Annotated in this window: 29 protein-coding genes; 16 read left to right on the top strand and 13 right to left on the bottom strand. The window is 62.7% G+C overall.

The genetic code is table 11. From position 1 onward, the window contains the following. Window positions 1-122 precede the first annotated feature (122 nt). The 6 genes from rsmA to lptF all read right to left on the bottom strand — a co-directional run bounded on the left by rsmA (window position 123) and on the right by lptF (window position 7,743). Window positions 123-959, bottom strand: coding sequence for a 16S rRNA (adenine(1518)-N(6)/adenine(1519)-N(6))-dimethyltransferase RsmA (gene rsmA, locus EB230_RS24415; RefSeq protein WP_172374099.1), 837 nt, complete (start codon window positions 957-959; stop codon window positions 123-125). Window positions 960-984: 25 nt separating this feature from the next. Continuing rightward, window positions 985-2,001 carry a 4-hydroxythreonine-4-phosphate dehydrogenase PdxA gene (gene pdxA / locus EB230_RS24410; protein ID WP_172374098.1) on the bottom strand — a complete coding sequence of 339 codons (1,017 nt, stop codon included), beginning with the start codon at window positions 1,999-2,001 and terminating at the stop codon, window positions 985-987. Between the two features lie 13 nt (window positions 2,002-2,014). After that, complete coding sequence (locus EB230_RS24405) at window positions 2,015-2,950, bottom strand: peptidylprolyl isomerase (RefSeq protein WP_056563219.1); 936 nt, start codon at window positions 2,948-2,950, stop codon at window positions 2,015-2,017. Window positions 2,951-3,038: 88 nt separating this feature from the next. Next, window positions 3,039-5,459 (bottom strand): LPS-assembly protein LptD, encoded by a 2,421-nt coding sequence (locus EB230_RS24400; RefSeq protein ID WP_172374097.1) that lies wholly within the window; start codon window positions 5,457-5,459, stop codon window positions 3,039-3,041. Beyond that, a complete protein-coding gene (gene lptG / locus EB230_RS24395) occupies window positions 5,459-6,544 on the bottom strand; it encodes an LPS export ABC transporter permease LptG (RefSeq protein WP_171883365.1) in 1,086 nt (361 codons plus the stop codon). Before lptG ends, EB230_RS24400 begins: the two co-directional genes overlap by 1 nt. Next, entirely contained in the window at window positions 6,541-7,743 is a 1,203-nt protein-coding gene (lptF, locus tag EB230_RS24390) for an LPS export ABC transporter permease LptF (RefSeq protein ID WP_056563211.1), read from the bottom strand. Before lptF ends, lptG begins: the two co-directional genes overlap by 4 nt. A gap of 364 nt (window positions 7,744-8,107) precedes the next feature. Between lptF and EB230_RS24385 the strand changes: the two genes are divergently transcribed. Then, window positions 8,108-9,619 carry a leucyl aminopeptidase gene (locus tag EB230_RS24385; protein ID WP_172375155.1) on the top strand — a complete coding sequence of 504 codons (1,512 nt, stop codon included), beginning with the start codon at window positions 8,108-8,110 and terminating at the stop codon, window positions 9,617-9,619. Between the two features lie 9 nt (window positions 9,620-9,628). Beyond that, complete coding sequence (locus EB230_RS24380) at window positions 9,629-10,078, top strand: DNA polymerase III subunit chi (protein WP_172374096.1); 450 nt, start codon at window positions 9,629-9,631, stop codon at window positions 10,076-10,078. Between the two features lie 156 nt (window positions 10,079-10,234). On the opposite strand, the gene EB230_RS24375 is transcribed toward EB230_RS24380, so the two are convergent. After that, entirely contained in the window at window positions 10,235-10,705 is a 471-nt protein-coding gene (locus EB230_RS24375) for a carboxymuconolactone decarboxylase family protein (protein ID WP_172374095.1), read from the bottom strand. Window positions 10,706-10,790: 85 nt separating this feature from the next. Between EB230_RS24375 and EB230_RS24370 the strand changes: the two genes are divergently transcribed. From EB230_RS24370 to EB230_RS24360, 3 genes are read left to right on the top strand one after another with little or no spacing between them, the layout of a single operon-like run. Continuing rightward, window positions 10,791-11,468 (top strand): TetR/AcrR family transcriptional regulator, encoded by a 678-nt coding sequence (locus EB230_RS24370; protein WP_056563205.1) that lies wholly within the window; start codon window positions 10,791-10,793, stop codon window positions 11,466-11,468. Between the two features lie 33 nt (window positions 11,469-11,501). Next, window positions 11,502-12,113, top strand: coding sequence for a hypothetical protein (locus EB230_RS24365; protein WP_056563203.1), 612 nt, complete (start codon window positions 11,502-11,504; stop codon window positions 12,111-12,113). Continuing rightward, window positions 12,110-12,973: a 23S rRNA (adenine(2030)-N(6))-methyltransferase RlmJ gene (locus EB230_RS24360; RefSeq protein WP_056563200.1), complete on the top strand. Its 864-nt coding sequence runs from the start codon at window positions 12,110-12,112 to the stop codon at window positions 12,971-12,973. Before EB230_RS24365 ends, EB230_RS24360 begins: the two co-directional genes overlap by 4 nt. 21 nt (window positions 12,974-12,994) lie before the next feature. Here EB230_RS24360 and EB230_RS24355 read toward each other — a convergent pair whose 3' ends face one another. Further along, complete coding sequence (locus tag EB230_RS24355; protein WP_244493890.1) at window positions 12,995-13,774, bottom strand: helix-turn-helix domain-containing protein; 780 nt, start codon at window positions 13,772-13,774, stop codon at window positions 12,995-12,997. A 201-nt stretch (window positions 13,775-13,975) separates the two neighbouring features. Here EB230_RS24355 and EB230_RS24350 point away from each other — a divergent pair, with 201 nt between their 5' ends. From EB230_RS24350 to EB230_RS24335, 4 genes are all read left to right on the top strand, one after another. Next, window positions 13,976-14,398, top strand: coding sequence for a VOC family protein (locus EB230_RS24350; RefSeq protein WP_056563193.1), 423 nt, complete (start codon window positions 13,976-13,978; stop codon window positions 14,396-14,398). A 136-nt stretch (window positions 14,399-14,534) separates the two neighbouring features. Continuing rightward, window positions 14,535-14,987, top strand: a complete 453-nt coding sequence (locus EB230_RS24345) for a hypothetical protein (protein WP_056563190.1) — start codon at window positions 14,535-14,537, stop codon at window positions 14,985-14,987. Between the two features lie 137 nt (window positions 14,988-15,124). Then, on the top strand, window positions 15,125-15,706 hold the full coding sequence (locus EB230_RS24340; RefSeq protein ID WP_056563187.1) for a TetR/AcrR family transcriptional regulator: 582 nt from the start codon (window positions 15,125-15,127) through the stop codon (window positions 15,704-15,706). Beyond that, the gene (locus EB230_RS24335; RefSeq protein ID WP_172374094.1) at window positions 15,703-16,539 is read left to right on the top strand and encodes a DMT family transporter; all 837 of its coding nucleotides are present in this window, start codon (window positions 15,703-15,705) and stop codon (window positions 16,537-16,539) included. Before EB230_RS24340 ends, EB230_RS24335 begins: the two co-directional genes overlap by 4 nt. Window positions 16,540-16,611: 72 nt before the next feature. Here the strand turns inward: EB230_RS24335 and EB230_RS24330 are convergent, their stop codons facing one another. The 3 genes from EB230_RS24330 to EB230_RS24320 form a co-directional block, all read right to left on the bottom strand. Continuing rightward, a complete protein-coding gene (locus tag EB230_RS24330) occupies window positions 16,612-16,923 on the bottom strand; it encodes a transcriptional regulator (RefSeq protein WP_056563180.1) in 312 nt (103 codons plus the stop codon). Between the two features lie 66 nt (window positions 16,924-16,989). Beyond that, the gene (locus EB230_RS24325; RefSeq protein ID WP_056563177.1) at window positions 16,990-17,184 is read right to left on the bottom strand and encodes a hypothetical protein; all 195 of its coding nucleotides are present in this window, start codon (window positions 17,182-17,184) and stop codon (window positions 16,990-16,992) included. 241 nt (window positions 17,185-17,425) lie between these two features. Continuing rightward, window positions 17,426-17,896: a hypothetical protein gene (locus EB230_RS24320; RefSeq protein ID WP_155772381.1), complete on the bottom strand. Its 471-nt coding sequence runs from the start codon at window positions 17,894-17,896 to the stop codon at window positions 17,426-17,428. A 448-nt stretch (window positions 17,897-18,344) separates the two neighbouring features. Here EB230_RS24320 and EB230_RS24315 point away from each other — a divergent pair, with 448 nt between their 5' ends. Continuing rightward, window positions 18,345-18,941, top strand: a complete 597-nt coding sequence (locus EB230_RS24315) for a glutathione S-transferase (RefSeq protein ID WP_056563171.1) — start codon at window positions 18,345-18,347, stop codon at window positions 18,939-18,941. A 62-nt stretch (window positions 18,942-19,003) separates the two neighbouring features. On the opposite strand, the gene EB230_RS24310 is transcribed toward EB230_RS24315, so the two are convergent. Further along, entirely contained in the window at window positions 19,004-19,660 is a 657-nt protein-coding gene (locus tag EB230_RS24310) for an outer membrane protein (RefSeq protein ID WP_056563168.1), read from the bottom strand. A gap of 413 nt (window positions 19,661-20,073) precedes the next feature. On the opposite strand from EB230_RS24310, the gene EB230_RS24305 reads away from it, so the two are divergent. The 6 genes from EB230_RS24305 (at window position 20,074) to EB230_RS24280 (ending at window position 25,209) form a co-directional block, all read left to right on the top strand. Next, a complete protein-coding gene (locus EB230_RS24305; RefSeq protein WP_056563166.1) occupies window positions 20,074-20,835 on the top strand; it encodes an SDR family oxidoreductase in 762 nt (253 codons plus the stop codon). Further along, the gene (gene uvrC, locus EB230_RS24300; protein ID WP_056563165.1) at window positions 20,832-22,901 is read left to right on the top strand and encodes an excinuclease ABC subunit UvrC; all 2,070 of its coding nucleotides are present in this window, start codon (window positions 20,832-20,834) and stop codon (window positions 22,899-22,901) included. Before EB230_RS24305 ends, uvrC begins: the two co-directional genes overlap by 4 nt. Window positions 22,902-22,998: 97 nt before the next feature. Continuing rightward, window positions 22,999-23,595, top strand: coding sequence for a CDP-diacylglycerol--glycerol-3-phosphate 3-phosphatidyltransferase (pgsA, locus tag EB230_RS24295; protein WP_056563161.1), 597 nt, complete (start codon window positions 22,999-23,001; stop codon window positions 23,593-23,595). A gap of 1 nt (window position 23,596) precedes the next feature. Further along, window positions 23,597-23,854 carry a molybdopterin converting factor subunit 1 gene (gene moaD, locus EB230_RS24290; protein ID WP_056563159.1) on the top strand — a complete coding sequence of 86 codons (258 nt, stop codon included), beginning with the start codon at window positions 23,597-23,599 and terminating at the stop codon, window positions 23,852-23,854. A gap of 5 nt (window positions 23,855-23,859) precedes the next feature. Next, window positions 23,860-24,339, top strand: a complete 480-nt coding sequence (locus EB230_RS24285) for a molybdenum cofactor biosynthesis protein MoaE (RefSeq protein WP_056563156.1) — start codon at window positions 23,860-23,862, stop codon at window positions 24,337-24,339. A 105-nt stretch (window positions 24,340-24,444) separates the two neighbouring features. Continuing rightward, entirely contained in the window at window positions 24,445-25,209 is a 765-nt protein-coding gene (locus EB230_RS24280; RefSeq protein WP_056565535.1) for a YbaY family lipoprotein, read from the top strand. A 61-nt stretch (window positions 25,210-25,270) separates the two neighbouring features. Here the strand turns inward: EB230_RS24280 and ndk are convergent, their stop codons facing one another. Next, window positions 25,271-25,693, bottom strand: coding sequence for a nucleoside-diphosphate kinase (gene ndk, locus EB230_RS24275; protein WP_010915217.1), 423 nt, complete (start codon window positions 25,691-25,693; stop codon window positions 25,271-25,273). Between the last annotated feature and the right edge of the window lie 78 nt (window positions 25,694-25,771).

Raw genomic sequence — 25,771 nt, 5'->3', positions numbered from 1 at the left:
GTTCGATCTCACGGGAGAATGTGGCCCGAAGGGCCGGATGGGGCAGCACACCGTACTCTGAAAATGGTTTGCGCCGCTCATTGCCTGTCGGCATCGTCTCCCCGCAAGCGGCGGGAAGGGAGCTACACCGCGTTCGTCAGGCGTACAAATTCCTCGACGCTGAGCGTTTCGGCGCGTCTCGTCGGATCGATGCCCGCGCGCTCAAGCAAGGCCTCGCCGCCCAGGCTTTTCACGCTCTGCCGCAACATCTTTCGGCGCTGGCCGAACGCGGCTTCGGTGACGCGGCCGAGTTTCTTCACGTCAGTGGGCAGGGGTGTCGCGCGCGGCTCCAGATGCACCACCGAAGAGGTGACCTTGGGCGGCGGCGTGAAGGCCTGGGGCGGTACGTCGAAGGCGATCCTGGCTTGCGTGCGCCAGCCGGCCAGCACGCCAAGCCTGCCATAGGCATCGCTGCCAGGCGCGGCGACGATGCGCTGGGCCACCTCACGTTGGAACATCAGCGTCATCGAGGCGTAGAAGGGCGGCCAGTCCATAACAGTCAGCCAGCGGATGAGTAATTCCGTACCGATATTGTAGGGTAGGTTGGCCACGATCCTCACCGTGCCACCATCTCCGGCCGCTGCCGCGATGCCGGCAAAGTCGGTCTTGAGCGCGTCGCCCGAAATCACCTCCAGCCGGCCGGGATAGTAAGCGGAGACTTCGGCCAGTGCCGCCAGGCAGCGCTCGTCGCGCTCGATGGCGACAACCCGGCGGGCGCCGTTGGAAAGCAGCGCTCTTGTCAGGCCGCCAGGCCCCGGACCAACCTCGATCACCGCGGTGCTTGTCAGGTCGCCGGCGCTGCGTGCGATCTTGCCCGTCAAATTGAGATCGAGCAGGAAATTCTGGCCGAGCGCCTTTTTCGCCTGCAGCCCATGGCGCTCGATCACATCGCGCAGCGGCGGCAGCCCGTCGATGCTCATGCGTTCGGACCGGAAACGGGAGCGCTCATGCGGCCGCGGCCTTGTTGTCGATGTCGGCGAGCCGTCTGGCGAGCTTCAACGCGGCGATCAGGCTATCGGGCCGTGCAATGCCCTTGCCGGCGATGTCGAAGGCCGTGCCATGGTCGGGCGACGTGCGGATAAAGGGCAGGCCGAGCGTGACGTTGACCGCCTCGTCGAAAGCCAACGCCTTGGCCGGGATCAAGGCCTGGTCATGATACATACACAGCGCGACATCATAGCCCGCCCGCGCCCGGGCATGGAACAGCGTGTCGGCCGGTAGAGGCCCGAAAGCATCGATGCCCTCGGCGCGCAGGATGTCGACCGCCGGGCGCACCACACGTTCGTCTTCCTGGCCCATGGAGCCGCCTTCGCCAGCATGCGGATTGAGGCCGGCAATGGCAAGCCTCGGCCTGGCGATGCCGAAGCGGCTGGCGAGGTCTGTGGCGGTGATGCGCGCGGTCGCCACGATCAATTCGGTGGTCAGGGACTTCGGCACCTCGGCCAGCGCGATGTGGATGGTGACGGGAACGGTGCGCAGATCAGGGCCTGCCAGCATCATGACCGGCGTCACCTCGACACCACCGTGCCGGGCCGCCAGATGCGCCAGATATTCGGTATGGCCGGGAAAGCGGAAGCCGGCATCGTAGAGCGGCTTCTTGGCGATAGGGCAGGTGACCATGGCAGCGGCGTCGCCAGCGAGGCAGGCGGCGACCGCGCGGTCGATCGCCTCGATGGTGCCGGCCGCATTGGCCGGATTCGGCCTGCCGGGGCTGTCGATGAACCGGGCGGCCAGTGAAACGACCGGCAGGCTATCGACGAAAACTTGCGCCGTTTGCGCCGGCGTTGTCTCGACGATCGGCACCGACACGCCGAGGTGGCTTGCCCGCGATGCGATCAGCGCCGGATCAGCCAAGAGATAGAAGGCAGGCAAGCCGACTGCCTCGCGCGCCAGGAAGGCGGTGATAGCGATTTCGGGGCCGATGCCGGACGGATCGCCAACGCTAAGCGCCAGCGCGTTCATCGCGCTGCTCACGTCAGCGCTTGACGATGCGGGCTTTCGCCTTCAGCTCGTCTACATATTTCTTGCTGAGATCGTCGGCCGCCTTGTCGTTGGAGCCTTCGCTCTGGAACACCATCTGGGCAGTCTTGTCGTCGGACACTTCGCGCGACGAGCAGATGCCGATGAACTCGACGCCGCGCTCGGTTTCGCGCGTGACAGTGGCGCCGCCAACCTTGGTGGCCTTGATCTGCTCGGCCCAGTCCGGCGGCAGTTGCGGCGCCAGCACCCGGCCCAGATCGCGAACGGTGACGTCGATCAGGCCCTTGGCGAACTCGCGCGTCGTGTTGCAGCCGTTGAAGCGGGCGCGCATGGCGTCAGCCTCGCGCTTGCGCTTGGCCAGCGTCGCGCTGCGTTCGGCGGCCGGCACGACGAAGATGACCTGCTGCAGCATGTACTCGGTGGCGCTTGGCTTGGCCCCACCCTTGTCGAGCATGCGCCTGACCGCGTCCTGCTCGGTCACGCTGCCGCCTTCTCCGGAACGGTAGCGCGCGCTCAAGGCCTGGTTCCAGGCCATCTGGGCGCGGATGAACTCCTTGAAGTGTTCCTTGGTGACTCCGGATTTTTCCATGACGCCGTCGAGCTGGCTGAGTTGCATCTTGTTGCCGGAAGCAAAGCGCTGATAGGCTGCCTCGACCTGCGCGTCGCTGATGCGGATGCCAAGCCGCCTGGCCTCGGCAAGACGCAGCGTCTGATCGATCATTTCCTGGGCGGCGTCGCCCCCCTTCTTGTGCTGCAGTTTCAGGAAGGCGGCACGATGCGCGATATCGCCTGACGTGATTGGTATGTCGTTGACGACGTATTTGATCTCGCTGGCGAAGGCCGGGGGCGTCATGACGGTCATCGACACGGATGTCGCCGCCACAAGCAGCGCGAACCCTGCTGAAAAGAGGTATTTCCTCATCATTAGCATCCCAATTCTATCCCGGTTCCGCCCAATTTCGTCCTCTTCCGGGTGCGCGAATCCGTGCCAGCCCTATGCGGCGAAACGATGTCGCCGGCTACTGGATGGTGTCGATCGCACTGGTCGACGAGCCGAAGTCGCCGAGGGTGCGGAACGACAGATTGAAGCCGATGCTCTGTGTCACTTCCCTGGTGTTCAGGTCACGCGACTGCGAGTACGTCATCAGATAGGTGAAGCAGGAATCGTTGTAGGCGAAGCCGATCCCATCCTTGACCAACAGGCTTTCCTGCAGGTCGTAGGTTCCTGTCCCGAAAACGCGCCAGTTCTCGGCAAGGTGGGTGGACGCACCCAGCGTCACCTCATGACGGTCGGTCGTGAAGCCATAGAGCGGCTGGGCCTGGATGAAGGCGTATTTGGCACTCAACGACACCGGCAGGCCTGAATAGGCGGCCTTCACCTCGGCGCGGCGAACCTCGAAGCTCTGCTCGTCGAAGCGACCGCTGATGGAAGCCGCGAATCCGTTCGGGCTGTTGATGCCGAACAGGCCGACATAGTCGGACTTGGTGTCCTGAAGGCCCGAATAGGCGCCGACATTGACCAGATCCGGCGCCGCGAAGGAGTTGTCCCCGCCAATCTGGTAGGACTGGCCGAAAATCGCATTGGTACCCCAGCCGTTGATATAGGAGCCGGAATAGCGGAAGCCGACATTGGCGCGCGAACCGCCTTCCACGCGGTCGTAACCGGAGAACTTGTCGCGTTCGAAGAGCGTGGTTGCATCGAACACCATGCTCTGGGCGTCTTCATTCGGGACGGCGAGGCCGCCGACATACTGTTCGTTCGGACGCAGGAATACCTGCGCCATCGGCTCGATGACATGGCTCGACCCGCTGGCCATCGAAAACAGCATCGGCCAACGCATTTCGAGGCCCGCTGTTGCCATGTAACGGGCAAACGACGAACGCATGTTGTCCTGCTGGCCCAAATTCGTCGCCATCTGGTTGACGGCGGCGAGCGATCCAGACGACGCGTTGAGGTAGTCCACATCGCCCTGCAGCGCCAGCAACGGAGTCAGCACCAGGCCGTCGTCGGTGATGAATGACCGCTTCCATTCCGCTTCGGCCGTGAGACGGCTGGACTCGCCTTCAATGCCGCGCACGCGCTGCGTACCCGAACCGGGCAGGTAACGCTCAAAGTATGTCTCATCGAGATCATCGCGGCGGATCACCCGCGTATTGACGTTCATCGACAACTGACCGCCCGCGATGGACGCATCAGGGATGTATGCATAATCCAGCGAGGGCAGCACCCAGGGCTGCTGGCCGCTTCGCGCCGCCGGATTGCCGTTGAGCGTATTTTCCTGGACCTCGAAATGCATGGCACGCACGTCGAAATAGTTACGGCCATTGAGACCGGTCAGGTAGACCGACGACTGATGGACGGCGGCATTGTACTTGTCGATGTTGTAGGTGTTGGAGAAGTTCTTGTCTGTCTGCAGCAGCACGTCCCAGCCGAAATTCCAGCGTTCGTTGATCGCGAACTGTCCCTGCGTGCCCATCATGCCGCGGAACTTGTTCGGGTCGCCCGCGGCGCCGGAATCGACGTTGCGGCCAGCGCTGTCGATGAAGGCGTCGGGATCCTGCTGCTGGATGCCGGCCATCTTCAAACTGTATTGGCCATTGTTGAAGCGCTGCCGCCACTCGGCCTCTCCGAGGAAGCCCTGCTTGGTGTAGCCGCTTCCCGACACCGTCAGGTCATAGGTCGGCGAAAGTGCGAAATAGTAGGGAACCTTGACGCTGTATCCCAGGTGGCTGTTGTAGCTGATGCTGGGGATCAGGAAACCGCTCTTGCGCTTCACCGTCGGGTCGGCGATCTCGAAAGCCGGCAGGTAGGCGAGCGGAAAGCCGAAGAACTCGAAATTCGCATTCTCGAAGCGAACCGTCTTCTTCTCGCCGTTCCAGATGATCTTCCTGGCCTTCACGCGCCAGGTAGGCGCTTTGTCGGGCTTGTCCTCGCACGGCTCGCAGGCGGTGTAGACACCATTGTGGAAGGTGGTCAGCACGCCGCCCATGCGCTCGGCGCTTTCGGCGGCGAAATAGGCCTTGTCTACGGTTTCGACGCGAAGCGCATTGACGAAGCCGTCGGCGAAATCGTCGGTGATATCGATATGCTGCGAATTGATCTTGGTGCCGTCGCTGTTGACGATTTCGACATTGCCGCTGGCAACCATCCGCTTGGTGTTGCGGTTGTATACGACCTTCTGGGCGACGAGGCGGTTGCCGCCATAGTCGATCTGGACCCCGCCGATAGCGGTCACGGTCTGGTTGTCGTTGTTGTACTCGAGCGTATCGGCCGCGAGCAGCATCTGCGAGCCGGACGGAACCTTGGTCGCCACATCGCCGACGTCCTGCGCGAACGCAGGCAATGGAACGCCGCAGGCAAGCAGGCACGCCAAGGCGCTCGCCGCATAGAGGCGCGCCAACCTGGCCTGCCTGTTGCTGGGCAAAAACGCCTCCCTCACTAGCCGTCTTCCTTGTATAGCAGGAAAGTCACCCCGAAGAACATAGCTACCACAACTGGCACCCAGGCGGCTATGGCAGTCGGCACGAACCCCGCCACGCCGAATGCCTTCACCAGCACAGAAACGACATAAAGCAGAAACCCGGCAACGACGCCACCCAGAATCATCGTTGCCGATTGTCCCATCCTCGCAAATCGCATTGAAACTGTTGCCGCAATCAGCGTCATGGCGACGAGGAGGAACGGCAACGCCACCAGCGAATCAAACTGCATGGCAAAGGCATTTGCCTTGAGGCCGAAGGAACGGGCAACCTCGATTTTTCCGGGCAGGTCGTAGAATGGAATGGTCTCCGGGCGCGCCAGCCGCTCCTGCACGAATTCCGGCTTCAGATTGGTCGGCACACGATCGCTCGCGGCGGGCTGGATGGTGCCGTTCTTGAAGGTCTTTACGTCCTGCAAGTCCCAATAACCGTCCCGCAGGTAGGCACGCGCGGCATCCTTGCGCTCGACGATATTGCCTTGCTGGTCGAGGACGAAAAAGACGGCGTCGGCCATCTCCAGACCCTGGTTGAGGATGGCCCGCGCACCGATGATGGTGTCACCAGAGCCGGTTTTCTGACGAATCCAGGGAGCGGCATCGGCCGAAACCGTGTTCGATTTGCCGGAGCGCAACTGGGTCTCGATCTGCTCCGACAAGGAGAAGGCGTGCGCGGCCAGCGGATTGATGAGCCCGACCGACACGAAGCCGAACAGCAATGCTCCGATGCAGCATGGCAAAAGGAATTGCCAGGCGGAAACGCCGGCGGAACGCGCGATGACCAGCTCGTAGCGGCGGTTGAGGGACACCAGCGTTGCCATCGCCGAGAACAGGCCGACAAATGGCACCGTCTGCAGCATGATCATCGGCATCCGAAGGCCCGAAATGGCCACGGCCGTTCCATAGGTGAAGCCGGGCAGGCCGGTGGTGCGGCCGGACAGTTCTGTGAAATCGATCAGGAACACCAGCGCCAGCAGGCCCAGGAAGAACCAGATCGTGATCGTCACGTAACGGAAGAAGAAATAACGGCCCAGTGTCCAGCCCATCAGCCGACCCCCTGACCTGAAGTGCCGCGCCGCGACCAACGCAGCTTGAGGGCGTTCCAGCCGTCACCGAAGCGGCTGGCCAGGTTCGTCATCCAGTCCGCCCAGGCCACCGGCAGTTCCATGGTGCGGTTCGACACGATGAACCAGATGGCAACGGCGGAAGCCACGATCGGCACGCCATAGACCATATAGGCGTATTGCGGGATCTCATCCGCCTTGCTGGCGGCGAAGAAGCCCAGCCAGCGCACGAACAGGGATATGGCGATCGCCGTGATCAAGGGATTGACGCGCGCCTCGCGATGCGAGCGCGCGTCGCCGGCGACCGCGAGCGCGATCAGCGCGAACACCATGGAATAGGTCCATTCCGAAAATCGCTGGTCGATCTCGGCCCTGTATTCCTGCGGTCTCTGCTGGAAATTCTTGTCGTTGGGGCTTGGATTGAGCAGGTACTGGGTTGTCTGGTCCTTCGGCAGCAGCGTCACCTCGGAGGCCGCCGCCATGAACGCCGACATGTCGAAGGCATAGGAGGTGAACCGAATGACGCTGAGGTCGCCGGTCAGCGTTTTGCGGTGGATGACGCCGTCATTCATCATCAGCACCTTCTCGCCGCCGCGTTCGACGATGCTGCCCGTCTTGGCATAATAGACGAGATTGACGCCTTCCTCACGCGAATCGGCGACGAAGATGCCGCCCAGCCGATTGTCCGGAAGCCGCTCGCCAATCTGCAGGAACAGGCCGTCCTCGATCTTGCGGAAGGTGCCTTCCTGGATGATCAGCGACAACAGGTCGGCGCGCGACTGCGCCACCAGGGCGCGGTTCTTCTGCCTTGCATAGGGGTCGATGCCATTGTCGACGGCAAAGGAAAAAACGCTGGCCGCAAGCGCGAGAAGCATGATTGGCCGCACGATCGTCCAGCGCGAGGCGCCTGCCGCGTTGACGACAGCGAGTTCGGAATCCGAATTCATGACACTGAGTGTCTGGGCAACCGCTACCACCAGCGCGAAAGGCACGACGATCGGTATTATCGAGGGAAGAATGAGGGCGGCGACCTCGAAGAAGGTCAGCGACGACTGGCCACTGTCGGTGACAAGGTCGATCTTGGCCAGCACCTGCGTGGTCCACACGATGGCCAGCGTCCAGACCAGCGCTGCCAGGAAGACCACGAAAGCGCGGCGCATGATGTAGCGTTCAACGACCTTCATGAAGGCTTTACTCGATTTTCTCGAACGGCATCATGCCACCACGCTCAGGGTAGCTGTCCGGCGACGACCGCACAACTGGCTCCGGTGGGCTCGATCAGGCAGGCGATCCGGTTCCCGTCCCACGTCGCGTGCCGCAGTGGACCGGAGTGTCGGAGGGAATGGATAAGAAAGGGCGAACATCGATGGTTAACAACATGTTGCGGCATGAAGCGGGGCCGTGCCGCGACGAATCGCCATCGATTCCGTGTGTCATATGGGTAGCCATTTTGGCAAAGTCTTGCCAAATGCCGGAAAACGACCAAATGTCGCGGATCGCTTCAAACCGCTTCGCGCATCATCGCGCAATCCCCGAAAGCAGGACATGATGAATCCGAGACCGTCGATCGCCTTTGCAAAATTTGCCGCGCCCCAGACGGCGGCGGGCAGGAAGGGCACGGTCTTCGTGCTGTCGGCGGATGACGGCAGCCTGAGCGACGCCGCCTCGGCGTACGATCCCGGCAAGACGCTGGAACGGGCTTTCCCGGTGGCCGAGTTCACGGGCAAGTTCGCCGGCGTCGTCGAGGTTCTGGCGCCGCAGGCAACGTCGCTCGACAGGCTGGTCGCGATCGGCGCCGGCAAGGCGTCGGGGCTCGACGAATATGCCTGGCTGAAACTGGGCGGCACCATTGCAGCCTCGTTGCGCAAGGCAACCGACGTTGCCGTCGTGATCGACCTTGCCGGCGCCTCGCCTGACGGCAAGGACGCGGCCAACCTTGCGGCTGGTATCCTCCTGCGCGGCTATTCCTTCGACAAGTACAAGACCAGGAAGGACAAGGATGACGCAAAGGCCGATCCGAAGAAGTCGGTCAAGATAACCATCCACACTGCTGACCCGGCCGGCGCCAGGAAGGCTTTCGCGGATGCCGAGGCGGTGGTCGACGGTGTGCTTCTGGCGCGCGACCTTGTCAACGAACCGGCAAATATTCTGGGACCGGTCGAGTTCGCTGCCCGGGCCAAGGAGCTCGAGGCGCTCGGCGTCAAGGTCGAGATCCTGACCGAGAAGGAGATGAAGAAGCTCGGCATGGGCTCGCTGCTCGGCGTTGCGCAAGGCTCGCCGCGCGGCGCGCGCATGGCGATCATGCAGTGGAACGGCGGCAAAGCCAAGGACAGCCCGATCGCCTTCGTCGGCAAGGGTGTCACCTTCGACACCGGCGGCAATTCGATGAAGCCGGCGTCGGGCATGGAGGACATGAAGGGCGACATGGGCGGCGCTGCCGCGGTAACCGGGCTCATGCACGCGCTGGCCGCTCGCAAGGCGAAAGCCAATGTCGTCGGCATCATCGGTCTTGTCGAGAACGCCGTCGACGGCCATGCCCAGCGCCCTGGCGACATTGTCACCTCCATGTCGGGCCAGACCATCGAGGTGCTCAACACCGACGCCGAAGGGCGTCTCGTGCTGGCCGATGCGCTGTGGTACTGCAACGACCGCTTCCAGCCGAAATTCATGGTCAATCTGGCGACGCTGACCGGCGCCATCATGGTCGCGCTCGGCCTGCATTATGCCGGCCTGTTTTCCAACAATGACGAATTGGCGGAGAGGCTGGCGGGGGCGGGGCAGGCGACTCAGGAGCGGCTGTGGCGCATGCCGCTCGGGGTCGAATACGACAAGCTGATCGATTCCAAGAACGCCGACATGAAAAACATCGGCGGCCGCTATGGCGGCGCCATCATCGCCGCGCAGTTCCTGCAGCGCTTCGTCAAGGATACGCCCTGGGCGCATCTCGACATTGCCGGCACCGCCATGGGCGCGCCATCGAGCGAGATCAACCAGTCCTGGGGTTCAGGCTTCGGCGTGCGCCTGCTCGACCGGCTGGTGCGCGATCATTACGAAAGCTGACCTCGATCCATGGCCGACGTGCTGTTCTACCATCTGACCGAATCGACGCTGGAGGATGCGCTGCCGGGTCTGCTGGAGCGCAGCGTCGATCGTGGCTGGCGCGCCGTGGTGCAGACCGGCACCGAGGAACGGCGCGACGCGCTCGACCAGCATCTGTGGACCTTCCGCGATGATTCGTTCCTGGCGCACGCGACAGATCGCGAGGCTTATCCCGGGGAGCAGCCTATCCTGTTGACCACCGGCGACGGCAATCCCAATGAAGCCAGGATAAGGTTCCTGGTCGACGGCGCGGCGCCGCCCGATCTTGCCGGCTACGAGCGCGCCGTGTTCCTGTTCGACGGCCATGACGCCGGCCAGGTCGAGGCGGCCCGCGCGCATTGGAAGGCGATGAAGGACGCGGGCCATGCCGTGACCTACTGGCAGCAGACATCAGACCGCCGCTGGGAGCGCAAGGCCTAGGTTTCAGCGCAACGGCCGACATGGCGACCAGGTCGCAATCGAGTGTCGGTGCATGGGCTGCCCATGAAGAGACCCGCCCTTTGGCGGGTCTCTTAGACGATTACAACCGTCATCGGCTGGTTCGCCATTTCACCGATTTCTTCTTGCCTGCGGGGCTTATTGCCCGCCCATTTCCTTCTTGAACGTTTCGAAATCGACCTGCATGCCATTGAAGATGGTGCTCCAGTGGCGGGTCAACGCAGCCATTGTCACGGCTTCCTGGATCTCCTCGTCGGTGGCGCCGGCGCGCTTGGCGTCCTGCGTGTCCTCCCAGATGCAATAGCTGCACGGGATCTGCGCCGCCACCGCCAGCGAGATCAGCGACTTGACCTTTGGCGGCAGTGCCGTCTTGTCGCTGAGTTCGATGGCCTTGACCTCGGCCCAGGCACCGGGCAGACCGGCTTTGGGAAACTGCTTCACAAAGCTCGGTACGCCACCCATGGTCGACTGGATATCCTTGAGGGTCGCATCATAGTCGTCGGCATGAGCAGGTGTCGCGGCCAGCGTGAGTGCACAGCCGGTAGCGGCGAGCAGGAAGGTCCGGCACATGGAAGAAGGCACGGATGAAAGAATGCGATAATCGAACATGACATTCTCCTCTGGTTTTTCCAAGCCTTACGGCGTAAGGTGATGCGGAAAATGAACCTTACAGTGTAAGTTGTCAAGCGGCGCCATGGACTCATCGATAAAAAAAGCTGGAACACGTGGCCGCCTGTCGCGCGAGATGATCGAGGACGCGGCCTTCGAGGTGATCGAGAAGGAGGGGCTCGCCGGCTTTTCCATGCGCAAGCTGGCGGCGGCACTCGGTTGCGAGGCGATGAGCATTTACCACCACTTTCCTTCGGTGGCGCATTTGCACGAAGCGCTCGTCGACCGGTTGATCGGTGCGCTTGAGATGCCCGACGCCAGCCTCCCATGGCGGCAAAGGATGCGCATCGCCATCGAGGATTTTCGTCGCATCGGCCGAGACCATCCCGCCTATGCCGCCTTCTTCGTCACCTACCGTATGAACTCGCCCATTTGCCTTGCCTGGCTGGACGGCATTATCGGCCTGTTCAAGGATGCCGGCTTTGACACCGAACTCAGCGCGCGGCTGTTTCGCGCCGTCGGCTATTACTTGATGGGCGCGGTGCTGGACGAGAACGCGGGCTACGCCAGGGGCCCGTCGGCTGTGAACACGGTCAGCAACGAGCAACTGGCCCGGGATTTTCCCAATGTCACGGCGGCCGGGCGCTTTTTCGGCACCGCCGAATTCGACAAGACATTCGAGCTCGGCCTCGACATGCTGCTGGACGAAATGGAACGCCTGCGTGACGGTGCCGGTACTGGCAAGTTGCCCGGCGAGGCATGATTGCCAAGGCATGACTACAAGGTGACTGTCTGAATGCGCTTTCTGTTTGTCCTGATCCTGCTCGCCGGCACCGGCATCGGCCTCATCTATCCTTGGGCGATGACCAATTTTTCAGGCCGCGAGATCGGCACCTGGCGGGTCTATGAACAAGGCCGCTTCAAACCAGTGACCGTGTCGCTCTCGAGCCGCGATGCGCCGGTGCGCGTGCTGGTCGACCTGACCGCGAGAGCCGAGCGCATCGTTTCGCAGCAACACACGGTGTTGACGCTGACCGCCGCCACCAATGGCCGCACGGTGCTTGCGTCGACGTTGCGGTTCAACCATGTCGACAACCCGCGCCAGGTCAGCCCGCAACTGCCCGACAAGATCTTTCGTGACGAGGCGGGCGTCATCGCGACCGTCAGTCCCGGCCCTTATGTCTTCACCGTCGGTCCGGGCGATGCCGAGGACATACCGATGCGGGCGGTCGACCTTGTGCTGCGTTCCGGTGTCGGCGAAGCCGACCGTCGTGCGCGGCCGGTCGGCCTCTCGCTGATGGCGGTCGGCCTGATCGGCTTCCTGCTGTCCCTGCGTTCTGGTGGCGGCCGGCCGGACAATCCGAACTCGCAACCGCCGCCGCCGCGCTGGGGCAGGGGACCCAAGTGAACTATCGCCACGCCTACCACGCCGGAAATTTCGCCGATGTCGTCAAGCATGTCGTGCTGACGCGTCTGCTCGACTATCTCAAGCAGAAGGACAAGGCTTTTCGCGTCGTCGACACCCATGCCGGCATTGGCCGCTACGATCTGTCGTCGCTCGAGGCGCAGAAGACCGGCGAATGGCAAGGTGGCATCGGCAGGCTGATCGATGCCTCGTTCGACGCCAGGGCGGGCGCGCTGCTGGCGCCCTATCTGGAGGCTGTGCGGTCGCTCAATTCCGGGAACGGCGTGAAGAAATATCCGGGTTCGCCGATGCTGGCGCGCCATCTTCTGCGCAAGCAGGACCGGTTGTCGGCGATCGAACTGCACCCGAAAGACGCCGCCAAGCTGAAGGCGGAATTCGCTGGCGACTTCCAGGTGAGGGTGATGGAACTCGATGGCTGGCTGGCGCTCGGCGCGCATCTGCCGCCGAAGGAGAAGCGCGGCCTGGTCCTCATCGATCCGCCATTCGAGGAGGAGGGCGAGTTCGGCCGCCTGGTCGACGGGCTCATAAGGGCGCACAAGCGCTGGCCCGGCGGCATTTACGCGCTGTGGTATCCGATCAAGGATCGCAAGGCGATCATCGCCTTCAGGAAGGCGCTGAAGCAATCCGGCATCCCGAAAATCCTCGACATAGAGTTCGAGATCCGACCGGCCTCTTCCGAACCCAGCCTTGATGGCAGCGGCATGGTGGTGGTCAATCCGCCCTTCACGCTGGAAGCCGAATTGCGGACCGTGTTGCCGGCACTGCACAAATTGCTCGCGGTGGAAAAGCCGGCGCACTGGTCGGTGGAATGGCTGGCCGGGGAGCAGGCGGGAACGGCTTGAACCCTGTCGGCCGAGGCGCCGCTATGCTCGGGTGGCGGCCAGTGCCGAAGGCGTGATGCCGGACAGCCGCCTGCTTTCACGTATCAAATGGGCCTGATCCGCATAGCCGGCCTCGACCGCCAGTACGGCGGTCGAGTCATTGCTGAATGTCCGCCGCAGACGCCGGAATCGATGGAAGCGAAGGATGCGGTCGAGCGTCTTGGGGCCATAGCCGAAACTTTCCTCGAAACGGCGACGCAGCGACCGCTCGCTCATATGCAAGCTGCGCAGCAGGAACGGCACCAGCGGCTTGCCGGCCGGCAGCCCCCGGTCGATGACGTCGAATGCATTGCCCATGACCACATCGGGCGCACGGTGTTCTTGCGTGTATTCCCCGATTGCCTTCTCCAATTGTCCCGCCAACTCGGCAAGATCGGGCGTGGCCCGCACATGGCATGCCAGATGGCGCGCCCTGGTGCCCCAGAAGTCACCGAGATCGAGGCGTTCTCCAACGATCCGGTTGGCCGGCACGCCCAGCCACGCGGCGGCCGCCCCCGGCCGGAATCTGAATCCGACAATCGTTGCTCCTGACGGCAATATCTCGATCTGCGGCTCCCGGTCCGGCCCCGCGACCCGGAACCGGCCATCGATCCACTGCAGGTCGATCGTCGCATCCGGCGTTATCACGACAGGTGGGGCGTCCTGGTCCTGCATGCGGTGGACCCAGACGGACGCGAAGACGGCACCCAGCCGCCTGTCTGCCGGGCGTTCCTGGAAAAAACCGGTGGTCTGCGCCAGTACCGCTTCCATCCCTTCAGTCATAATCCGTCTGCTTGGCTGGCAATCGCAGGCTCGCCGCGCGATCCGCTCTCTCTGCCATTTTGGCCGAAATCTTCAATGCGCGCCGCTCCGGCAATGGCAAATCACGTGAAGCCTTCCGCTGGCATTAGCGACCGCATCCGCGCTGACGTCACCGCGTAAGTCGTGAATATAGAAACGTGAATATAGAAAGGAGAAATCAAAATGAAAGCTCGCATCAGTGTCGTCACCCTTGGTGTAGACAATCTGGAGGCGTCGCTCGAATTCTATCGAGACGGACTTGGGCTTCCGACCGAGGGCATCATCGGCAGGGAGTTCGAGCATGGCGCCGTGGCCTTCTTCGATCTGCAGGGCGGCTTGAAGTTCGCGATCTTCGAACGTCCCAACATCGCCCGAGACGCCGGCATCGGCCAGACCGGCCGCAGCCCGACCGAGTTCACCATCGGTCACAATGTCACGAGCGAGGCCGAGGTTGATGCCGTGATGGCGCAGGCCGTCAGGGCAGGCGCGCGTCTCGTCAAGCCGGCCCAGACTACGTTCTGGGGCGGCTATGCCGGTTATTTCCAGGATCCGGATGACCATCTCTGGGAAGTCGTCTTCAACCCCGCCTTTCTTCCGGAAGACTGATACTGGAAGGAACGCGCAGCCGGCAGGTACGTTGGTAGACGCTCCAGCTCGTTTCTGGAAACCATTGTCTGAGCAACCGCTTGACCGACGCCAAGTGAATCCGCACAGTGCGCGCAATCGACCTTGAGAGGCTGTCATGACTCGCTTCGCCAAATCCGCACTTGCTGCCCTGATTTCGCTCTGTACCCCGCTCGCCGCGCCTCTTGGCATTACCCATGCGGTCCAGGCGGCTGACCTTGGCGTCTATTCGGAGGACGATGGCGGCGTCTGCGGCCAGCCCTGGGTGCTGAGCAAGATCACCTCCCGCTTCTCCTACCAGGTGCATCATGTGCCCCATCTGCCGGATGTGCAGATCATCGATTTCCGGCGTATCCATCAGCACCGCTATCTGCCGGCCGACGACACCTGGCCGATCGGCCGCCGCTATTGCGGGGCCACCGTCAGCCTGTCCGACGGGCGCGACAGGTCCATCTGGTACCTGATCGAGGAAGGTCAGGGCTTTGCCTCGATCGGCGACAATGTCGAATTCTGCGTCTCGGGCTTCGACCGCTGGATGGTCTATAACGGCCGCTGCCGCGTTCTGCGCTAGACGCACCCTTCCGATTCTCGATTCCCGTTAGCGCCTGCGGCTTGATCAGCCGCAGGCGTTTTTCGTGCCGCGTTGACAGAAGGTGAAATCCATCGCATAGGTATGAGACAGACCTGTCTCATCACTTGGTGCGTATCATGACACCGCCGCCTGTCTCCGACAAACGCCAGCACGTCGTCGAAACCGCTTATGCGCTGTTCAAGCGTGCCGGCTTCCATGCCACCGGGATCGACCGGATCATCGCCGAAGCCGATGTGGCCAAGATGACGATGTATCGCCATTTCCCCAGCAAGGATGAGTTGATCGTCGCCGTGCTCGACTACCGCGCCAGGCGCTTTGACGATCAGCTCGACCAGCTTGCGCGGGAGAGCATGACGCCGGAGCAGAAGATCGCCAGGATTTTCGACTGGCATGGCCGCTGGTTCCGCAGCCCGGATTTCCACGGCTGCCTCTTCGCGCATGCGCTGGCCGAGTTCGGCGATCCGCGGCATGCCGTATTCAAGGCCGTCGCCAGGCAGAAGGACGGCTTCAGGCAGCGCATGCGATCGATGCTCGCGCAGGTGATGCCGCGCGGGCGCGCCGAAAACGTGGCGGCAACCTTGTTGATGCTGATCGAAGGGGCCACCCTGATGGCGCAGATGGGGCAGGCGGATACCGCCCTTCGTGAAGCCCGCAAGGCCGCCCTGGATATCGTCGCCGCCTCGCGCAGGCCGCAATGAGCCCGCTGGTCGTCGGGCTCGCGCTATTCGCGGCGATCCTGCACGCAAGCTGGAACGCTTTCCTGCGAACGGGCGCCGACAGATTGTGGACCGTCACCGTGATGAGCTTCTCCAGCACGGCGCTGGCCATTCCCCTTGCCGTCTTCAACGGTTTTCCCGCCACATCAGCCTTGCCCTATGTCGGGCTCTCGGCCTGCCTGCAGGTCGGCTACAGCGTGTTTCTGGTGGCCGCCTACAGATATGGCGAATTGGGACAGGTCTACCCGATTGTTCGCGGCAGCGTGCCTCTGCTCGTCACCCTTGGCGGCCTCCTGCTGGCCGGCCAGCAGCTCACCGTTCTGGAGACCGTCGGCGTTGCCCTGGTCGGTAGCGGCATCATGGGTCTTTCGCTCGGACGAGGAAGAGCCGCCACGACATCGATCCTCTATGCGCTGGCGACGGGAGCAATCATCGCCGCCTATGCGACTGTCGATGCAATCGGCGTTCGCGCGGCGGGCAATGTCGGCGCCTACACCGCCTGGGTCCTGCTGGCCTATGGCGTATTGCTGCCGGCGACCTTCGTCGCCAGTCGTGGCCGGCTTGCTTTCGACCCGCGGGCGCCGGAAACCTGGAAGGCACTTGGCGGCGGCCTGTTCTCGCTTCTGGCCTATGGCGTCGTGGTGACGGCCTTCGCGCTCGGACCTGCCGGTCCGATCACCGCGATCCGCGAGACCAGTGTCGTCTTTGCGGCTTTCATCGGCCGGCTGTTGCTCGGCGAGACGCTGACGCCCCGGCGGGTCGGCGCCTGCGCCGTCGTGGTGCTCGGCGCCATCTGCCTGGGCTATCAGCCGTGACGAAAATCCATGCGCCTTGCCTGCATGCGGGCCGCCGCCGTCGTCGCGACGCGTCAACGGTGTTCGCTGAATCTATTTGCCGCGCCGCGTTGCCTCCGCCTGATCGATGATCTTGCGAAGGAAGGCTATGTGGCCGCGAAAGGCCCGCCGCCCGATCGTTGTTGCCTTGACCCGTGTCTGCGGCCGTCGACCGACGAAAAGCTTTTCAATATCGACATAGCCCGCCCTGGCCAGCGTATCGAGGTGTGCCCCGAGATTTCCGTCGGTGGCTTCGACCATGATCTTCAACTGGGTGAACTCCAGTGCCTCGCGCCTTTCCAGCGCGTTGAGGATGGCCATGATCCTGAGTCGCGTACTCTGGTGGATGATGTCGTCGGCGCTCATCGATGGGCTCCAATGCGGCAAGCCTTGGACTGTCATGTGGCACGGCGCTCTCGGGAAGCGGCGCCGTCACTTGCCTCTTGCGCGATCGCAAAGCGCGATCATCTCTTGCAGAATACTCTGCTTTGCAGAGTTATCTGTCAATTGGAGGTACGGATGCGCGCTTGACAAGGTGATCCTCGGATCGGTCTTCGTATCGTGCTCGTGATCCCCATAGATCGCTCGCTTGCTGAAGATGATCGCGTTGATGAGGCGGTAGGTCATGATATTCACGGCCGGCGATCATGCCTAAAGCTGCTCGCTAGTCTTCGTAGTTCGGTGATGGGTTCGCATCGAAAATGCCGGTGTCAAATTGTCGGCGGTATCAGAAGATCAGCGACGGATTTTTGCGATGATGAGTGCGATCGCGTCTCGATCTCAACGAAAATTTAAGCTGAGAAAATCATACCATTGCTTCGCTGGCTAGCGAGCCGCGAGTCAGATATGCATTGCGCGCCGGGGTCATTCACGGCCATCGGCATAACGTGAAGGGGCATGACATGGCTAAGCAGTCATCTAAAGCGCCGGCATCCAAAGCACCGGCAAAGAAAGCACCCGCAAAAGCAGTCGCGGCGAAGGCCGCAACGGCAGTGAAGAAAGCAGCGCCCGCGAAGGCGGCGGCAAAGCCCGCGGCGAAGGCAGCACCGGCCAAGAAGCCGGCAGCGGCCAAGGCTGTGGCGAAGCCAGCAGTGAAGAAGGCGGCGCCCGCCAAGGCAGTGGCGAAGCCCGCAGCGAAGGCAGCACCGTCGAAGAAGCCCGCGGCCAAGGCGGCGGCAAAACCCGCGGCCAAAAAGGCAGCTCCCGCCAAGGCTGCGGCAAAGCCCGCCGCGAAGGCTGTGGCAAAGCCCGCCGTGAAAGCAGCGGCAAAGCCGGCAGCGAAAGCAGCAGCGGCCGCTACAAAGCCCGCGGTGAAGAAAGCCGCCGCGCCGAAGGCCAAGGCAGCGCCTGCGAAGGCCAAGGCTCCGGCCAAGAAGTAGACCGGTCGTTGGGGCGTCGCGTGTCCTTCGGGGCTCGGCAAGGACGCTCTGACGCACTGGATTGACGCAAGTCCGGCAGCGGGTTCAGCCCTCGGGGCTGAACATCGGGATGAGACCGAATGGGGCAAGCAAAGCGAGGCGCCGGTTGGCTGCCTCGCTCGCCCGTCGGACTGTATCCTTGCCGCGCTTGGCGAAGGCCCCGGCGCAGTGCCTGGGTTGGTGAGATGGAATGCAGGTCTGAATACTATCAACCTGCCGCTCGCTCGTGTTTCCGGCGTACCCCTCTGTAGGCTGATGCCTGGGAAGGAAACCGCAACCGGTTTCTGGCAGTTCTTTTTTTGTGCTCTGGCGGTTGATCGCAAGTGATTGTCCAGTCAACACTGGACGTCCGCAACCAGGAAACCGATCATGCCGAAGCTGCTCTACGCATCCACCTCTCCCTACAGCTCCAAGGTCAGGATGGCTGCGGCCTATGCCGGGATCGTGATCGATCTGGTGCCGGTCAAGACCGAGGACCGACCGGCCGAACTGATCGGTGCCAATCCGCTCGGCAAGATCCCGGTACTGGTGCTCGATGACGGCCGTTCGATTCACGACAGCCGCGCCATTACCCAGCACCTCAACCGGATTTCGAAGAACGCGTTGTTTCCGCGCAATCCCGACAAGCGGCTGGAAGCGGAAGTGCTGGAGGCGCTGGCCGACGGCATTTGTGATTGCGCGCTGTCGATGGTCTACGAGCGCCGCACGCGGCCAGACGAGATGGTCTACCAGCCCTGGCTCGACCGCCAGTGGGCGAAGATCACGGCAGCACTCGACCTGCTCAACGCCAATCCGCCGAAACTGCCGAAGAAGATCACCGCAGGCCAGATGGCATTGCGGGCTTGCCTCGGTTACCTCTCACTGCGCTTTGCCGGCAAATGGGAAAAGGGCCGCGGCCGGTTGACCCGCTGGGCGGCGCGTTTCGACGAGAAATTCCCGGAGTTGAAGTCCGCGATCCCGGGGTGACCGGCGGCCACAAAAAAAGCCGGGCGCGAGGCCCGGCCTTTTCGTGTCGTGGCTTGAACGACTTAGAACTTCATACCGACGCCGAAGGTGACGCGGTTGTCGGTGGCCTTGACCTTACCGATACCGTCGAAGCTCTTCGAGCCGAAGTCGGTGTAGCGATACTCGACACGGCCGAACACATTGTCGGTCAGCTTGATGTCGGTGCCGACGCCGGCGGTCCAGCCGAGCATCGTAGCGCGGTCGCTGGCCGGAATGTCGGAGTCATCAACCTTCAGGCTTTTGCCAGCGAGACCGCCGGTGCCATAGAGCAGGATTTCCGGGGTCACGGCGTAACCGAGACGGGCACGCAGCGAACCTTCGAAGCCACCCTTGGAGTGGATGCCGTTGTCGTCACCCTTGACGCCGTTGTAGCCGAGTTCGGCTTCACCGCCGTACACGAAGTTCTCCTGCTGCCACTGATAGCCGCCGAAGACGCTGCCCACAAAACCCTTGGTATCGGTTTCGAAGCCGAGATCCTTTTCCTTGGTACGGCCGGAAAAGCCATAGCCGAGGTTGATACCGGCATAGGGGCCGGCCCAGGATGCGACGGGCAGTTCGGCAACCGGAGCGGGTGCCGGCGGCTCTTCCTGAACGACGTCCGCGGCATAAGCGGTTCCACCGAGGGCGAAGAGCCCGAGCGCGACGGCCAGCGGCCGTGCGAATTTGAGATTGGCTTGCATTGTTCTTTACTCCTTAAGCCACAGGACACAGGCTTGTTTCTTACGATCGCCATCAACCCGTCCGGGGGGTGAAACGGATCTGGCGCTCGTCGGTTCCAAATGTCGTGTCAAAATGCGGCTGAAGCGAACCTGAACTTGGGTCATTCCCCGGCGCGAATGAGGCAGAACCTTGACGTTGCATCTTCGCAACAGCGAAATGTCAGCAGCTTGGCCATGTTGCGCTGCACACCGCTTGGTGCAAGGAGTCCACCGCCCTATATGGGGATGTGACTGGCCTTGTTGCGGGGCGAGTCTGAATGCCCGCCAGGCGGTTTCGCCACAATGTTGCCCCAGGTGCGAACGCCATTTAATGGATGGCGGGCCATATTTTGCCGGCGCCGTCTTTTTGTGCCGAAATTGAGGATTGACTGAATATGAGCAAAGCCACCGCGGCGCTGGTGACCGGCGGGGCGAAACGGATCGGAAGGGCGATCGTTGAGGACCTCGCCGGCCATGGTTTTGCAGTCGCCATCCACGCCAATCGCTCGCGCGGTGAGGCTGACGCCTTGGCCGCGGGGATTAACCAGTCCGGCGGCCGCGCGGCGGTGGTGAGCGCCGACCTGACCGATATGGATGCCGTCAGCGACCTCGTCGGCCAGGCGGAAGTCGCGCTGGGGCCCATCTCACTTCTGGTCAACAACGCTTCGCTCTTTGTCGATGATTCCGTTGACGATTTCGACTGGCAGGCCTGGGACCGCCACTTTGCCATTCATGTGAAGACGCCGGCGCTGTTGGCGCAGAATTTCGCCCGCGCCTTGCCGAAAGGGCAGGAGGGGCTGATCGTCAACATCATCGACCAACGCGTCTGGCGGCCGACGCCGCGCTATTTTTCCTATGCGCTGTCCAAATCCGCCCTGTGGACGCAAACGCAGATGTTGGCGCAGGCGCTGGGCCCAAAGATTCGTGTCAACGCGATCGGTCCGGGGCCGACGTTGAAGAACATGCGCCAGGATGATTCCGATTTTGACGCGCAGGTCGCCGGCCTGATCCTGAAGCGCGGCCCGGAATTGCCTGAATTCGGCGCCACCATCCGCTATCTCTGGGATGCGCGCTCGGTCACCGGCCAGATGATCGCGCTTGATGGCGGCCAGCATCTTGCGTGGCAGACGCCCGATGTGACAGGCATGGCGGAATGAGTCCACTGGATCACAAAAACAAGGTGCGTGGCGGCGCCGATGATCTTCCTCCCGAAATCGACCTCGAGGACGAGGCGCTGGAGGAGATCGTCGAACCAGCCGGCCCGGATGTCGCCTTCACGGCCATCGACTGGACGCCGCATGCCGGCGATGCCGAAGGCATGGTCGGCGCCGAGGTGATCCAGACGCTGGTCAAGCGGCTGCCCAATGCCCCCGGCGTATACCGCATGATGAACGCCGCCGGCGACGTGCTCTATGTCGGCAAGGCGCGCAGCCTGAAGAAGCGCGTCACCAACTACGCGCAAGGCCGGTTCCACACCAATCGCATCGGCCGCATGGTGCGCGAGACGGCGACGATGGAGTTCGTCGTCACCCGCACCGAAATCGAAGCGCTGCTGCTTGAAGCCAACCTTATCAAGCGCTTGCGGCCGCGATTCAACGTGCTGATGCGCGACGACAAGTCGTTTCCGTATATCCTTTTGACCGGCGATCACGTCTCGCCCGGCATCTACAAGCATCGTGGCGCGCGGTCGCGAAAGGGCGATTACTTCGGCCCCTTTGCTTCGGCCGGCGCCGTCGGCCGCACCATCAATTCGCTGCAGCGCGCCTTCCTGCTCAGGAGCTGCACCAACTCCTTTTACGAGAACCGCACCCGGCCGTGCCTTCTCTACCAGATCAAGCGCTGCGCGGGCCCTTGCACCGGCGAGATCTCGCATGAGGGCTACGCCGAGCTGGTCGCCGAAGCGAAGGATTTCTTGTCCGGCCGCAGCCAGAAGGTGAAGACCGAAATTTCAGCCGCCATGCAGCAGGCGTCCGAAGACCTCGATTTCGAGCGCGCCGCCATCTATCGCGATCGGCTGGCGGCCCTGTCGCATGTGCAGAGCCATCAGGGCATCAACCCGCAGACCGTCGACGAAGCCGATGTCTTCGCCATCCATCAGGAAGGTGGCCAGGTCTGCATCCAGGTCTTTTTCTTCCGCACCGGCCAGAACTGGGGCAACCGCGCCTATTTCCCCAAGGCCGACCCGGCACTGGAGGGATCGGAAGTGCTGGGCTCGTTCCTGGCGCAGTTCTACGACGACAAGCCGACGCCACGTGCCATTCTGCTGTCGCGTGGGGTCGAAGACCAGGAGCTGCTGGCCGAGGCGCTCTCCACCCGCGCCGGCCGCAAGGTGGCGATCTCGGTGCCGCAGCGCGGCGAGAAGAAGGACCTGACCGACAACGCCCTTCAGAACGCCAGGGAGGCGTTGGGCCGCAGGCTGGCCGAAACGTCAACGCAAGGACGATTGCTTGCCGGCTTCGCCGAGACCTTCGGGCTGGCCAAGCCGCCGGTGCGCATCGAAGTGTACGACAACTCGCACATCATGGGCACCAATGCCGTCGGCGCCATGGTGGTCGCGGGGCCGGAAGGTTTTGTCAAAAACCAGTACCGGAAATTCAATATCCGCTCGACCGAGATCACGCCGGGCGACGATTTCGGCATGATGCGCGAGGTGATGGAGCGGCGCTTTTCGCGGCTGCTCAAGGAGCATGGCGATGTTGCCGTGGCCGACGAGACCGCGGCAGGCGAGGCGGCCGATGATATCGATGACGACATCTCCGGCAGCTTTCCGGCCTGGCCCGACGTCATCCTGATCGACGGTGGTCAGGGCCAGATGACGGCGGTGCGCAAGATTCTCGCCGATCTCGGCATCGAGGACCGCGTCGTGGCCATCGGCATCGCCAAGGGCCAGGACCGCGATGCCGGCCGCGAACGTTTTTTCGTCAAGGGCAGGGATTCGTTTTCGCTGCCGGTGCGCGATCCCGTGCTCTATTTCGTGCAGCGCCTGCGCGACGAAGTCCATCGCTTCGCCATCGGTTCGCACCGGGCGCGGCGCAAGAAGGAAATGGTCAAGAGCCCGCTCGATGAGATTGCCGGCATCGGTCCCGGCCGCAAGCGGGCGCTGCTGCTGGCATTCGGCACCGCCAAGGCGGTCAGCCGTGCGGCAATAGAGGATTTGAGGAAAGTCGACGGCATTTCCGAACAGGTCGCCAAGCTGGTCTACAATCATTTTCACGAAAGTTGAAAAATTCGGCAGTTTCAGCTGGTCAGTCGAATCTGGCCTGTTGACCCCCTACATTCGCTTCTGATTTGAGTACGCAGGCAGAAAGAGTCCCCCAGACATGGCCCAGCGCGCGTTCAACTTGCCCAACATACTGACCTACGCCCGCATTATCGCGGTGCCGCTGGTGGTGCTGTGCTTTTTTCTCGAAGGCCATCTCAAATCCAGCGACTTCGCCCGCTGGTTGGCGCTGATCATTTTCCTGCTCGCATCCATAACCGACTATTTCGACGGTTATTTTGCGCGCGCCTGGCAGCAGACCTCCAACATCGGCAAGATGCTCGATCCGATCGCCGACAAGCTGCTGGTCGCGACGTGCCTTTTGCTGCTGGCGGCCGACACCGATCGTCATGCCGGCATCGCCGGCTGGTCGCTGTGGGCGGCGATCATCATCCTGTGCCGCGAAATCCTGGTTTCGGGCCTGCGTGAATATCTGGCGGCGCTCAAGGTCTCGGTGCCGGTGACGCAGCTTGCCAAGTGGAAGACCACCATCCAGATGGTCGCCATCGCCTTCCTGCTGGCGGGTCCGGCCGGCGACAAGATATTCCCGCTGACCACGCAGACCGGCCTGGTGCTGCTGTGGATCGCGGCGCTCGTCACGCTCTACACCGGCTACGACTATTTCCGCGCCGGCCTCAAGCACATCATGGATGAGTGAGATGACGACCCGTCTCATCTATTTCGCCTGGGTGCGCGAACGGATCGGCACATCGGAGGAAGACGTTGAATTGCCGGCCGGCATCGAGACGGTCGCCGACCTGTTGCGCTGGCTGCAATCGCGTGGCGAGGGCTACGAGCATGCGCTGCAGTATCCCGACGTGATTCGCGTTGCCATCAATCAGGAACATGTCGACCACCGCGAGAAGATATCGGGCGCACGCGAGATCGCGCTGTTCCCGCCCATGACCGGGGGCTGATACTCATGTCGGCCGTACTTGTGCCGAGCGTGCGCATCCAGCGCCAGGATTTCGACGTCGCCGCCGAGATTGCCGGGCTGACGCAAGGCCGCGCCGATATCGGCGCGGTGGTCACATTCTCCGGTCTTTGTCGGGATGAGCAGGGCTCCCTGTCAGCACTGGAACTCGAGCATTATCCCGGCATGGCGGAAGCCGAGATCGGTCGTATCGCCGCTGAGGCGGTTCAGCGCTGGCCGCTGCAAGGCCTCACCGTCATCCACCGCCATGGCAAGATCGCCCCGGGTCAGAATATTGTGCTGGTGGTGGCCGCCTCGGCCCATCGCCAGGCGGCGTTCGATGCGGCGAATTTCCTCATGGATTATCTGAAGTCGCGTGCACCCTTCTGGAAGAAGGAGCATCGCGCCGATGGCTCGGAAGGCGGCTGGGTCGAGGCCAAGGAAATCGATGCCGAAGCGGCAGGGCGCTGGAAGTCGCCTTCCGAATAAATCCCCGTCGCAGCCATGCATTGACCGCAATCCTTTGGCCAGATGGACGGCGTGGTCAGCCATTGGCAGCCCGGGGATTGGCGATCCCTGGCAAGGGAGGTGGTCATGCTGGACAGGCTCGCGGAGTTCTTCGTCTTCGGTTTCGTGCCTCTGATCGTCGGTATCCTGGCGGTGCCGGAACTGTCCGTGGCCGCCGAGAAGGCGGTGAGAGGCGAGGTGATCTATCGCGAGCGCATCGCCCTGCCGCCCAGCGCCGCGCTTTCCGTCCAGCTTGTCGATGTCTCGCTGGCCGACGCGCCGGCCAGGGTCATCGGCGAGCAGACCATCAAGCCGACCGGCCAGGTGCCGATCAGCTTCGAGATCAAATTCGATCCAGCGGCGATCCGGTCACAGATGACCTATGCGCTGCAGGCGCGGATCACTGTCGACGGCAAGTTGATGTTCATTTCCGATGTGCGCCACCAGCTCGATCCGCTGGCCGGCGCACCGCAAACCATCATGCTCAAGATGGTCGCGCCAGGCGGCGAGCCGACGGCTTCCGTCTTTGGTCAGCTCTGGGTGGCCGACTATGTCGACGGCTTCGGCGCCATCACCGCGCCGCAGGCGACGTTCAGGGTCAGCGAGGCTGGCAAGGCCGGCGGCAGTGGCCCCTGCAACGCCTATTTTGCCACAGCGAAGGTCGATGGCCAGGCGATCGCGATCAGCAACATCGGTTCGACCTACAAGGCCTGCGCGTCCGAGGTGATGGCCGAGGAAAAGGCGCTGTTCGATGCCTTGGCCAGGGCCGCGTCCTACAAGGTCGATGCCGGCAAGCTCACCATATCGGACAAGAACGGCCGCGAAATCCTTCGCTTCAGCGCCGCGAGCTGACCGCCAATGAAAAAGGCCGGCGAGGTGCCGGCCTTTTCACGTAGGACTTGGCAGTGTCGGCTCAGCCGACGATCTCGGTGTCCGAGAACCAGTACTTGATTTCCTGCGCGGCGGTTTCCGGCGCGTCGGAGCCGTGCACCGAATTCTCGCCGATCGACAGCGCATGCACCTTGCGGATGGTGCCTTCGGCGGCGTTGGCCGGGTTGGTGGCACCCATCACTTCGCGGTTCCTGGCAATGGCGTTCTCGCCCTCCAGAACCTGGACGATCGTCGGAGCCGAGGACATGAACTCGACCAGTTCGCCGAAGAACGGGCGGTCCTTGTGGACAGCGTAAAAGCCTTCCGCCTCGCGGCGGCTCATCCACACACGGCGCGAAGCGATGACGCGCAGGCCGGCGTCCTCGAGCATCTTGGTGATGGCGCCGGTGAGGTTGCGCCGGGTTGCGTCCGGCTTGATCATGGAGAAGGTGCGTTCGAGCGCCATGGGTCGTCCTTGTCTGAGAATGGAATTGAGAGTGGCGGGCTCTATACAAGCCGCCCGACCCATTGCCAAGGGGTGAGG

Origin of the sequence: Mesorhizobium sp. NZP2234 (assembly GCF_013170765.1) — a bacterium.
Lineage (GTDB): Bacteria > Pseudomonadota > Alphaproteobacteria > Rhizobiales > Rhizobiaceae > Mesorhizobium > Mesorhizobium loti_D.
The sequence above is the reverse complement of the archived record's forward strand: the minus strand, read 5'-3'. Positions and strand labels throughout refer to the sequence as shown.